This is a genomic window from Roseomonas rosulenta (assembly GCF_016106005.1).
Classification (GTDB): Bacteria; Pseudomonadota; Alphaproteobacteria; order Acetobacterales; family Acetobacteraceae; genus Neoroseomonas; species Neoroseomonas rosulenta.
In genome coordinates, this window is record NZ_JACADR010000138.1 from 1 (window position 1) to 11,363 (window position 11,363).

The 11,363-nt window shown below is 71.2% G+C and carries 12 protein-coding genes; 5 read left to right on the forward strand and 7 right to left on the reverse strand.

Annotated elements, in window-relative coordinates:
• Window positions 1–283: 283 nt before the first annotated feature.
• Window positions 284–751, reverse strand: coding sequence for a nucleoside deaminase (locus HW578_RS16045; RefSeq protein ID WP_232479016.1), 468 nt, complete (start codon window positions 749–751; stop codon window positions 284–286).
• 296 nt (window positions 752–1,047) lie between these two features.
• On the opposite strand from HW578_RS16045, the gene HW578_RS16050 reads away from it, so the two are divergent.
• Both HW578_RS16050 and HW578_RS16055 read left to right on the forward strand, forming a co-directional pair.
• Window positions 1,048–1,314 carry a hypothetical protein gene (locus HW578_RS16050; protein WP_198371568.1) on the forward strand — a complete coding sequence of 89 codons (267 nt, stop codon included), beginning with the start codon at window positions 1,048–1,050 and terminating at the stop codon, window positions 1,312–1,314.
• Between the two features lie 233 nt (window positions 1,315–1,547).
• Window positions 1,548–2,600, forward strand: coding sequence for an LLM class flavin-dependent oxidoreductase (locus HW578_RS16055; protein WP_198371570.1), 1,053 nt, complete (start codon window positions 1,548–1,550; stop codon window positions 2,598–2,600).
• 48 nt (window positions 2,601–2,648) lie between these two features.
• Here HW578_RS16055 and HW578_RS16060 read toward each other — a convergent pair whose 3' ends face one another.
• From HW578_RS16060 to HW578_RS16080, 5 genes are all read right to left on the reverse strand, one after another.
• The gene (locus tag HW578_RS16060) at window positions 2,649–3,425 is read right to left on the reverse strand and encodes a fumarylacetoacetate hydrolase family protein (protein WP_198371572.1); all 777 of its coding nucleotides are present in this window, start codon (window positions 3,423–3,425) and stop codon (window positions 2,649–2,651) included.
• 54 nt (window positions 3,426–3,479) lie between these two features.
• Window positions 3,480–3,791: a hypothetical protein gene (locus tag HW578_RS16065; protein WP_198371573.1), complete on the reverse strand. Its 312-nt coding sequence runs from the start codon at window positions 3,789–3,791 to the stop codon at window positions 3,480–3,482.
• Between the two features lie 44 nt (window positions 3,792–3,835).
• Complete coding sequence (locus HW578_RS16070; RefSeq protein WP_198371575.1) at window positions 3,836–4,321, reverse strand: host attachment protein; 486 nt, start codon at window positions 4,319–4,321, stop codon at window positions 3,836–3,838.
• A 107-nt stretch (window positions 4,322–4,428) separates the two neighbouring features.
• Window positions 4,429–4,854, reverse strand: coding sequence for an NfeD family protein (locus HW578_RS16075; RefSeq protein WP_198371577.1), 426 nt, complete (start codon window positions 4,852–4,854; stop codon window positions 4,429–4,431).
• Complete coding sequence (locus tag HW578_RS16080; RefSeq protein ID WP_198371578.1) at window positions 4,839–5,840, reverse strand: SPFH domain-containing protein; 1,002 nt, start codon at window positions 5,838–5,840, stop codon at window positions 4,839–4,841. Before HW578_RS16080 ends, HW578_RS16075 begins: the two co-directional genes overlap by 16 nt.
• 103 nt (window positions 5,841–5,943) lie before the next feature.
• On the opposite strand from HW578_RS16080, the gene HW578_RS16085 reads away from it, so the two are divergent.
• Window positions 5,944–6,726 carry an SDR family oxidoreductase gene (locus HW578_RS16085; protein WP_232479017.1) on the forward strand — a complete coding sequence of 261 codons (783 nt, stop codon included), beginning with the start codon at window positions 5,944–5,946 and terminating at the stop codon, window positions 6,724–6,726.
• Window positions 6,727–6,800: 74 nt separating this feature from the next.
• Entirely contained in the window at window positions 6,801–7,247 is a 447-nt protein-coding gene (locus tag HW578_RS16090) for a MaoC/PaaZ C-terminal domain-containing protein (RefSeq protein ID WP_198371580.1), read from the forward strand.
• 393 nt (window positions 7,248–7,640) lie between these two features.
• On the opposite strand, the gene fusA is transcribed toward HW578_RS16090, so the two are convergent.
• A complete protein-coding gene (fusA, locus tag HW578_RS16095) occupies window positions 7,641–9,722 on the reverse strand; it encodes an elongation factor G (RefSeq protein ID WP_198371581.1) in 2,082 nt (693 codons plus the stop codon).
• A gap of 395 nt (window positions 9,723–10,117) precedes the next feature.
• On the opposite strand from fusA, the gene HW578_RS16100 reads away from it, so the two are divergent.
• On the forward strand, window positions 10,118–11,363 hold a 1,246-nt coding region (locus tag HW578_RS16100), incomplete at its 3' end, for a DUF1800 domain-containing protein (RefSeq protein ID WP_198371582.1).

Sequence of the window (11,363 nt, forward strand, 5' to 3'; positions counted from 1 at the left end):
CGGGCGCGGCGGACGCCACCGCCACCAGGCCGCGCGACGGGTCGACCCAGACCCCCGCCGCCGGGTCGGCCCGCCGGATGGCGGCGGTCAGCGCGCCGGACGCGCCGGGCGCATCCAGCCCCGAAACCTCCAGCACCCGCGCATCGGGCGGCGGCCCGCCCGTCATGCGCCGCGTATCCGCGCCGTTGCCCCCACCCGTCGCATCGCCGCCTCCCTTCGCGCACCAGCGCCGATCATCGCCCCGCGCCGGGTCGGATCAAGCCCGCCCTGCCGCCGGCCCGGGTCAGTAGGGCACCTTGTCGGGCTTCCCCGCCCATAGCCGGAAGGCCTCGATCGCCTCCGCCGCCAGCAGGCGGCGCAGCGGCAGGGCGCGTTCGGCCATGGGCCGGCAGACCTCCTCGTAGATCGCGGCGTCGTCGAAGCCGATCGCCGCCGCATCGGCGCGGTCATTGGCGTAGACGACCTCGCCGATGCGCGCCCACCAGATGGCGCCGAGGCACATCGGGCAGGGCTCGCAACTCGTGTAGATCACCGCCCCCGACAGGTCGTGCGTGCCGAGCGCCCCGCAGGCAGCGCGGATCGCCACCACCTCGGCATGGGCGGTGGGATCGCGGCCGGGCACCACGGCGTTGCGCCCTTCGCCCAGGATGCGCCCGTCGCGCGCGACCACGGCGCCGAAGGGACCGCCGCCTTCCTGTACACCCTGGCGGGAGAGCGCGATCGCCCGCCGCATGAAGCCAGCCTCGTCCATCGCGATCCCCTGGGCCCCGCCGGGCGCGCCGGCGCGCCGTGGCGGTCGCCACGCGCGAAACCGTGGCGCAGCCGCCACAGTGTCGCAAGCAAGAAGCATTGCGTCGGAGAAAAACGCCTTCCGCGACAAACCGAAAGCGGTATACAACCATTGCGAGAACAACATCTGGTGGCGCACGCGCCGGCCTCCTACCAGATGATGGACGTCATATCAGATACGAGATTCGAACCAAGGTCTTGATTTTTTGTGAATTCATTTTCTAATTTGTGGACATGAAGCCAGTTCGAGGGGGACAGATGGACGCGACCCTGATCACCGCTCTCCGCCGCGAGGAACGCACGATCCTGGCCGAGCTTCGCGGCTCGATACATTACCGCCGCCTCGAGGAGATCCGGCGGTTGCTGGGCCTCTACGTCGAACAACCGGCACAGCGGCAGCCTGAGGAAGCGCCGATCGGCGCCTTCCTCGACGCCATCCTGGGCGATGCGGACCACGGGCGCGCGGCGCCCTCGGCCCGCCATGCCGAGGTCATCGCCCTGAACTACGAACGCGCCATCGCCTGATCCGCGGCATGAAGGGCCTGCGCGGGGCGGTGGGACCGCCCTGTTGCCGCCCCCTGAAGTCGCTTTGAATCAGGTCATTATGTGGCATTCTTGAATCGAATTCTTACCGATCGCTGCATATCCGGCGGCGCCGGCTGCCCGCCCCTAGGGCCGCGGAACCGGCGACAGGCCCCGCGTCCGGCATCCTCCCGCCCCCTCTCCCGGCACGACCGCGCCATGCTTAACTCCCTCGCATGACCGGATTCACGCTCTCCGTCCTCGACCAGTCCTCCGTCGCCTCCGGCCGCACGCCCGGTGAGGCGATCCGCGAGACCCTCGCCCTCGCCCGGCATTGCGACGCCCTCGGCTACCGCCGCTACTGGTGCGCGGAACACCACAACTCCGCCTCCCATGCCGGCGCCGCGCCGGAGGTGCTGATGGCCGCCATCGCCGCCACCACGCAGCGGATCCGCGTGGGCTCGGCCGGCATCATGCTGCCGCATTATTCCTCGCTGAAGGTCGCCGAGCAGTTCCGCGTGCTGGAGGCGATCGCGCCCGGGCGCATCGACCTCGGCGTGGGCCGCGCGCCGGGCTCGGACGGGCGCACCGCCTTCGCGCTCAACCCCAATGCCAACCAGGCGGCCGACCGCTTCCCCGCGCAGGTGATGGAGGTGCTGGGCTGGCACGGCGACGGCCTGCCGGAGAACCACCCCTTCCGCTCCATCATAGCCCAGCCCGCGGTCGAGACGCGGCCGGAGATGTGGATCCTGGGCAGTTCCGACTACGGCGCGCAGGTCGCGGGGTATTTCGCCCTGCCCTACTGCTTCGCGCATTTCTTCTCCGATGGCGGCGGGTCGGAACAGGCCATCGCCGTCTATCGCGAGAGCTTCCAGCCCAAGCCCGGCATGCCCGGCCGCCTGGCCGCGCCGAATCCCGCCCTTGGCGTCTATTGCCTGGTGGCCGACACGGAGGCCGAGGCCAGGCGCCTGTTCCGCTCGCGCGAGCTGTGGCGCCTCAAGCGCGACCGCGGCCTCTATTTGCCCCTGCCCAGCGTCGAGGAGGCGGAGGCGCATGCGTACAACGACCTCGAGCTCGCCCGGCTCGAGCGCATGCGCGAGGGAGCCATGGTCGGCACCCCCGAACAGGTGAAGGCGAAGCTCGAGGCGCTGTCGGCCGCGCATGGCGGCATCGCCGAATTCGCCGTCATCACGCATTGCCACGATGCGGCGGCGCGGCGGCGGTCCTACACGCTGCTGGCGGAAGCCTTCGGCCTCAGCGCGGGCGGGGTGCCGATGGCGGCCGAATAGCGCGCGCGCCCGGCCTCCTCCTGCCACGCGCCGCGGCGACCGCCCCGCTCAGCCGCCCGCCATCACGTTGCGCAGCGTGCCGATGCCCTCGATCGTGACCTCCACCACCATCCCCGGGCGCATCGGCAGCGCGCCGACCGAGGTGCCGCAGGCGATCACGTCGCCCGGTTCCAGCGTCATCTCCCGCGACAGCAGCGCCACGATGCGCGCCGGCGGCAGGATCATGTCGGCGGTCGGGTAGTCCTGCCGCACGCGCCCGTTCAGCGCCACCTGCACCCGCAGCCCCGACCAGTCGAGCCCCGTCGCGATCGCCGGCCCCACCGGGCCGAAGCCGTCGCAGGACTTGGCGCGTGCCCATTGCGGGAAGGACGGATCGGCGTTGAGCAGGTCGAGCGCGGTGACGTCGTTCACCACCGTCAGGCCGAAGATCGCCTCGGCGGCCGCCGCCTCGTCCACGTCCTTGCAGCGCCGCCCGATCACCAGGCCGAGCTCGCCCTCGTAGAGCACCTTGCCCGCATAGCCTGCGGGCGGGGCGATGACGCCGTCGGGATGGTTCAGGCTCGTGCCGGCCTTGAGGAACCACAGCGGCGTCTCGGGGATCGCCGCCCCCGTCTTCGCCGCCAGCTCCCGATAATTGTTCCACAGACCGATGAACTTGCCGGGTGCGACGGGCGCGCGCAGCCCCACGCCATCGCGCGCGACAACCTCGCCAGTCGGCGTCGGCGCGGCGAAGATGTCGCCCTCATGCACGGCGATGCCGCCGTCCTGCAGCGTTCCGAAGCCTGTCGTGCCGTCATCCCGCGCGAAGCGGACCCACAGCGCCATGCGCCACCCTCCCCCATCGATGGGGAGGGGTTATGGACCGGCGCGCGCCGCGCGTCAGCGGCGGATGATGACGAAGCGCACGCCCTGGGGCGCGGTGCCGTCACGCCGCGCGCGGCGCATCCGCCACCACAGCGACCCCGCGCCGATGGCGCCCGCCAGGATGGCGATAGGCAGAAGGATGCTGATCGCCAGCACCGCGAGCCCCGCCAGCAGCAGCCCGCCGGCCACCACCGCCACCACCATCCCGGCCGCCCCGACCCGCGCCAACGCACGGTCGAGCAGCCCTGCGGCGGGCGACGGTGGCGCGTCGCGGAATTCGCCTTCCGGCGTCATGTCGATGACAGGCGGGCGTCGATGCGTTTCCATGGCCACCATGACGTGGCCAGGACGGGGCACCGGGTCAAGGCCTGTCACATTCCGTGACGCAGCGCGTCCAGCCGGGCGAAGATCTCGGCCACCGGCAGGCCGGTGATGTCGTGGTGCTCGCCCCCCGCCAGCGCGCGGTGCAGGTCGCGCGGCACATGGCCGAGCACCGCCTGCGCGACCGGCGCCGGCGCCACGATCGCGAAGCTGTCGGCCGTGCCGGCGCGCAGCGCGTCGACGATGTCATCGGCCATCCGGTGCGCCAGGTTGCGCTTCGCGTGCTCCTTGGGGCTGTCGTCCATGCCGTCGCGTTCCATGGCGCTGTGCTGGGTGGCGCCGGGGCCGGGGAAGGCGCGACCAGGCCGGTCCTCACCCTGCTCGGCGTCCTTGCGCCGGGCGTCGGGCGCATCCCAGGCGAGCACGGTATCGTAGCCGCTCTCGCCCAGGCGCTTCATCCAGGCCTTGCCGTGGCTGCCATTGGCAACGACGAAGAGGCGGCGCGCATGGCCGCCCTCGATGCTGGTTCCGCTCATGCTGCGATCCTCCTTGGGCTGTGACCATGCCGCAGACAGAGGTGCCGCGCCTTGCGCCGGAGCAAGTTTCGCCCGGCTATTCCGGGCGCACCACCAGCGTCGTCGCGCTATTCCGGGCGCACAACCAAGGTCGTGCCGTCCACCCCCTCGACGCGCACCCGCGTGCCCGAGGGGCTGTCCGCCACGTCGCGCGGCAGGCGCGCCGCCCAGTCGGAATCGCCCACCCGCACGCGCGGCCCGGTCGCGCCGGGCTCGGTCAGGACGCCGAAGCGGCCGATCAGCCCGGCATCGGGCGTGTTCAGCCGCGGGCGCGGGTGCTGAATCCGGCGCAAGCGCAGCGCAACCGCGATGCCTGCCGCGAGCAGCACCACGAAGGTCGCGACCGTCACCCAGAAGGGCGGCGCCACGGCGAACAGCATCAGCCCCGTGCCGACCGACGCCAGGCCGATCCACAGCAGGAACACGCCGGGGATGATGGTCTCCGCGCCGAGCAGCACCAGCCCGACGAGGATCCAGATCAGCGCGGGGTCCATGGCGAAGGCACCTCCGGCGCAGGCGGGGTGGATGGGCGCGGCGGCCGGGGCGGGGAGAGCCCGTCCGGCCCGCGCAGCAATTCCATCGCCTGGGTGATGCCCCCGGCCAGCGCACTGCTCTCCATCGGCACGATCACCAGCTTCTGGGCGTTGTTGCCGGCCAGCACTTCGAACGCCTTCACGTATTTGTCGGCGATGAAGTAGCGCAGCGCATCGGTGCCGGCGCCGGCGGCGACCTCGGCCACCATGCGGGTCGCGTTGGCCTCGGCCTCGGCGGACCGCTCGCGCGCCTCGGCATCGCGGAAGGCGGCCTCGCGCCGGCCCTCGGCCTGCAGGATCAGCGCCTGCTTCTCGCCCTCGGCGCGCTTGATCTCGGCCTCGCGCTCGCCTTCCGCCTTCGCGACGGTGGCGCGGCGCTCGCGCTCGGCGGTCATCTGCAGGTTCATGGCGCGGATCAGGTTCTCGGGCGGCTCGATCTTGCGGATCTCGACGCGCGCGATCTTCACCCCCCAGGGATCGGTCGCGCCGTCGAGGATGTTCAGCAGCGAAGAATTGATCCGGTCGCGCGAGGACAGCGTCTGGTCCAGGTCCATCTCGCCGATCACCGCGCGGATATTGGTCATGGACAGGGCGGTCAGCGCCTGTTCCAGGAACTGCACCGCATAGGCCGCCTTGGCCGGGTCCATGACGCGGTAATAGACGATGCCGTCCACCGCGACGGTCGCGTTGTCGCGCGTGATGACCGACTGCTCGGGGATGTCGAGCACCACCTCCTGCACGTTCATCCGCCGCCCGATCGTGTCGATGAAGGGGATAATGAAGTTCAGCCCGGGGCTGAGCATGGAGGTGAAGGCGCCGAAGCGCTCCACCGTCCAGACCTCGCCCTGGGGCACGGTGCGGATGCCGCGCGTGGCGACCAGCACCGCCAGCAGCAGGGCAACGACCAGCACGATGGTGGTGGGGGAGACGATGTCGAGGATGTTCATGGCCGCACCAGCCTAGCCCCTGCGGCCGCGGAACGGAACGCCGCCCTTGCCGGCGGCCGCGCGCGGCGGGACGATGCGCGAAGCATTTCACGGGGGGAGAGCGATGTCCGGCAGCAACCAGCCCTTGACGGTGGACCTTTCGGGCCTGCGGGTCGCGATCAGCGCCGGTGCGGGCGGGATCGGGCGCGTCATGGCCGACTGCTTCGCCGCGCGCGGCGCGCGGGTCTTCGTCTGCGACCTCGATGCCGAGGCCCTGGCCACCTGCCCCCATCCCGCGATGCGCGCCGACATGGGCGAGGTGGCGGAGTGCGAGCGTTTCGTCGAGGCCGCGGCGGCGCATCTGGGCGGGCTCGACGTGCTGGTGAACAATGCCGGCATCGCCGGGCCCACCGCGCGGGTCGAGGACGTCACGCCGGAGGCGCTGGACGCCACGCTGCGCATCGACCTCGCGGCCATGTTCCACTGCGCGCGCGCGGCCGTGCCGCATCTGCGCGCGGCGGGCGGCGGGTCGATCGTGAACCTGTCCTCCGCCGCCGGGCGCTTCGGCTTTCCGCTGCGCAGCCCCTATGCCGCGGCGAAATGGGGCGTGGTGGGGTTCACCAAGTCGCTGTCCATCGAGCTGGGCCCCGACCGCATCCGGGTGAATGCCATCCTGCCCGGCCTGGTGGCGGGCGATCGCATCCGCCGTGTCATCGAGGCCAAGGCCCAGGCGCAGGGCGTGTCCTTCCGCGAGAGGGAGGCGGAGCTGCTGCGCGACGTCTCGCTGCGCTGCTACGTCACGCAGCACGACATCGCCAACATGGCGCTGTTCGTCTGCTCGCCCTTCGGTGCCACCATCAGCGGCCAGGCGCTCTCGGTGGACGGGGACCAGCAGAGGCTCGGCTGAGGGAGCGGCGCCGCGCGGGCCGCCTGCCCGGCGCGGCGCGACAAGCGCGCCGCGGGCCGCTACCCTCGGGCGCGATGACCGCCCCGATCCGTTCCCTCGACGACCTCTCCCCCGGCCAGTCCTTCGACCTCGGCACGCTGTCCCTGCCGCTCGAGGAAGTCGTCGCCTTCGCCGCGAAATACGACCCGCAATACTTCCACCTCGACCCCGAGGCGGCGAAGGAAAGCCTGTTCGGCGAGCTGGTGGTAAGCGGCCTGCACACGCTCTCCGCCGTGTTCGGCCGCGTGATGGGCAGCGGCGTGATCTCGGCGGTGTCGATCGGGGGCAATCAGATCGACAGCAAGTGGCCCGCGCCGCTCCGCCCGGGCGAGGAGATCGCGATCCGCCTCGAGGTGGTGGAGGTCCGCCCTTCGCGCACCGGCCGCCCGCTCGGGATCGCGAAGCTGCGCTACGTGGCGCGGCGGGTGGCCGATGGCGTGGTGGTGCTGGACGCAGTCGGCACGCATTTCCTCAAGCGCTGAGCAAAGCGCCTCCGCGGCAGGAGCAAGACCGTCCGGCACCGCCGAAACTGCGCCGGGCGAAGCCTCGCGCATCCGCCAGGAGGCCGACGCGCGGCCCCCTCCTGCAGACGCCCGGATCGCGCGCGATGCGGCTCCGCTCGGGGGCGCGGCCTTCCACCTCGATGCGGCGATCCCCGCGACGGACCCGCGCGTCGGCGAGCGCGGCAGCCGGCGCAAGCAGGATCGCAGCGACCGCCCTGGACGGCGGGAGCCTCGTGGCGAGGTTCTTCCGACCCCGGCGGCGCGGCCGGCATGGGCCGCCGTCACGCGGGCCCGCAGGTGGCGCGCGCAACGAAAACGGCGCGGCAGGTTGCCCCGCCGCGCCGTTCCCTGAAGCCCGTCAGGCCGGGATGATCAGGCCGACTTCGCCATGATCTCGTCCGCGATGTTCCGCGGCACCGGCTCGTAGTGGTTGAACTGCATGGAGAAGGACGCACGCCCCTTCGTCATGCCGCGCAGGTTCGAGATGTAGCCGAACATCTCCTTGAGCGGGACGTGCGCGCGCACGATCACCGAGGTGCCCGCCATGTCCTGCGACTGGATCACGCCGCGGCGGCGGTTGAGGTCGCCCACCACGTCGCCGACATGGTCCTGCGGCGTGGTGACCTCCACGTCCATGATCGGCTCGAGGATGACCGGGCCGGCCTTCTTCATGCCCTCGCGGAAGCAGGCCTTGGCGGCGATTTCGAACGCCAGCGCGGACGAGTCGACGTCGTGGTACTTGCCGTCCACCAGCGTGTACTTGAAGTCCACGGTGGGGAAGCCGGCCAGCACGCCGGTGTCGGCCTGCATCTTGATGCCCTTGTCCACCGCCGGGATGTATTCCTTCGGCACCGCGCCGCCGACCACGCCGTTCACGAACTCGATGCCCGTGTTGCGCTCCTTCGGCTCGAAGACGATCTTCACCTCGGCGAACTGACCCGAACCACCGGTCTGCTTCTTGTGGGTGTAGGTCTCGGTGTGCGGCTTGCTGATCGTCTCGCGGTACGCCACCTGCGGCGCGCCGATATTGGCGTCCACGCCGTATTCGCGCTTCAGCCGGTCGATGATGATCTCGAGATGCAGCTCGCCCATGCCGGACAGGATAGTCTGGCCGGTCTCCTGGTCGGTGCGCAGGCGGAGCGACGGGTCCTCGCCGGCCAGCTTCTGCAGGCCGAGCGTCATCTTCTCGACGCCCTCCTTGGTCTTGGGCTCGACCGAGATGTCGATGACCGGCACCGGGAAGGCCATGCGCTCGAGCACCACCGGGTCGGCCTGATCGGCCAGGGTGTCACCGGTGCCGGTGTCCTTCAGGCCCACGAAGGCGGCGATGTCGCCGGCGGAGACTTCCTTCACTTCCTCGCGCTTGTCGGCGTGCATCTGGAACATGCGGCCGATGCGCTCACGGTTCCCCTTGGTGGTGTTCATCACCATGTCGCCCTGCTTCAGCACGCCGCGATAGACGCGCACGAAGGTCAGGTTGCCGTACTTGTCGTTGATGATCTTGAAGGCCAGGCCGGCGAAGGGCGCGCTCTCGTCGGCCGGGATCACGCGGCGCTCCGCGGTCTCGTCCTGGCCTTCCTCCGGCGCCACCTTGATGCCCGGGATGTCGACCGGGCTCGGCAGGTAGTCGATCACGGCGTCGAGCAGCGGCTGCACGCCCTTGTTCTTGAAGGCGGTGCCGCAGAGCACCGGGCGGAACTCGCCGCTGATCGTGCCCTTCTTGATGCAGCGCTTCAGCGTGGCGACGCTCACATCGCCCTTCTCGAAATATTCCTCCATCGCCGCCTCATCGACGCCCACGCAGGTGTCGATCAGGATCTGGCGATATTCCTTGGCCTTCTCGGCCAGGTCGTCGGGGATCGGGGCGTCGTGGTAGGCGGCACCCAGCTCGTCGCCCTCCCAGATGATCGCCTTCATCTCGACCAGGTCGACGACGCCCTTGAAGGTGTCCTCGATGCCGATGGGCAGCTGCAGCGTCACCCAGTTGATGCCGAGCTTCTCGGTCAGCGTCGCCGCCGCCTTGTAGAAATCGGCCCCGGTGCGGTCGAGCTTGTTGATGAAGATGATGCGCGGCACGTTGTAGCGGTCAGCGAGGCGCCAGTTGGTCTCGGACTGCGGCTGCACGCCGGCCACGCCCTCGATGATGAAGATGGCGCCGTCGAGCACGCGCAGCGAGCGGTTCACCTCGATGTTGAAGTCGATGTGGCCCGGGGTGTCGATGACGTTGATGCGGTGGTCGTTCCACACGGCGGTCACGGCGGCGGAGGTGATGGTGATCCCCCGCTCGCGCTCCTGCTCCATGTAGTCGGTCGTGGTGTTGCCCTCGTGGACCTCGCCGATCTTGTGCGACTTCCCGGTGTAATAGAGGATCCGCTCGGTCGTGGTGGTCTTGCCGGCGTCGATATGCGCCGTGATGCCGATATTCCGGATTCGCTCCAGCGGTGTGCGCGCCACGATGGGCCTCCATAAGCAGAAAGGGGCGCCTACGCTGGGCTTTCGCCCGGCGCCGCCCGCAGGATGATACGCCGATCAGGGGTTCGCCGATCAGTCGGTGGCGGCTATCTGCGACGTATGGCCCGGCTTTGCAAGCGCGATCGCGCGGCGCGGGGGCAGGCGCGGTCCATCGCGCGGGCAAACCCCAGCCATCATGCCCGGGGGGCCGCCGCGAAGGCGCCATGCGGCGCATGACGCCGCCCGCAACCGGCCCGGGCCCGGCCGCGAGAGGCGCCGCGGCACCGTGTCGGAAAACATGACAGCGCGGCCGGCACGCACGCCGCGGGCAGCCTGGGCGCAGCGGAGACGCTTCGTTGCGTGGCAAGCCGCCGGGCCTCGGCTAGATTGGCAAGGCCATGGACGCCCAGCCTGCGATCGCCGCCATCCGCTTCGCCTATGGCCGGCGCCCGTCCGACCCCGTCCCGGCCGACCCCGCCGCCTGGCTCGAGGCGCAACTTGCCCCCGGCCTGCCGGGCCCGGCCCTGCCGGCCGACACGCCCGCCACGCTGCGGGAGATCTTCCTCGCCCAGCAGGAGGACGGCCAGAGCGCGCGGGCCGGCAATGGCCGCCCCAACCAGCGGCGCATCACCGGCGGCGAGGCCGCGGCCGCCATGGCGCTTGCGATCGAATCGCCCAACGGCCTGCGGGAGAGGCTGGTCGCCTTCTGGGCCAACCACTTCACCGTGGCGCGGCAGAAGGCCCCCTACCTGGTCGGCAACTTCGTGCGCGAGGCGATCCGCCCGCACGTGACCGGCCGCTTCGAGGACATGCTGCTGGCCGTCGTCGGCCACCCCGCCATGCTGTTCTACCTCGACAACCAGGGCTCCATCGGGCCGGACAGCCCGGCCGGCCAGCGCAGCCGCCGCGGCCTCAACGAGAACCTGGCGCGCGAGATCCTGGAACTGCACACCGTGACACCCGCGGCGCGCTACACCCAGGCCGACGTGACCAGCTTCGCCAAGGTGCTGACCGGCTGGTCCTTCGCCCCGGCCCGCGAGCCCTACGGCTTCGTGTTCCGCGAGGCGACCCACGAGCCGGGCGACAAGACCGTGCTGGGCCGCATTTGGCCGGAAGGCGAGGCCGGCGGCCGGCAGGCGCTGACCTGGCTCGCCCGGCACGAAGCCACGCACCGCCACCTCGCCACCAAGCTCGTGCGGCATTTCGTGGCCGATGACCCGCCGCCCGGGGCGGTGCGCGCGGTCTTCGCCGCACTGCGCGACACCGGCGGGGATCTCGGCGCCGCCACCCGCGCGCTGATCCGCCTGCCCGACGCCTGGTCCCCGCCGCTGACCAAGCTGCGCACGCCCACCGACTACGTGCTGGCCGTGCTGCGCGCGGTCGAGGCCCCGGGCGACCAGGCCGAACGGCTCGCGGTGGGCACGCTCAATTACCTCGGCCAGCCGCTCTGGGGCGCGCGCGCACCGATCGGCTGGCCCGATGTCGCGACCGACTGGGCGGTGCCCGAGACCATGCTGCGCCGGGTCGAATGGGCCAACGGCATCTCCGCCCGCGGCGCCGGGCGCGACGCGGCGGCGCTGGCCGAGGCCGTGCTCGGCCCGCTGGTGCGCCCCGAGACGCTGCGAGCGGCGGCGCGGGCCGGCT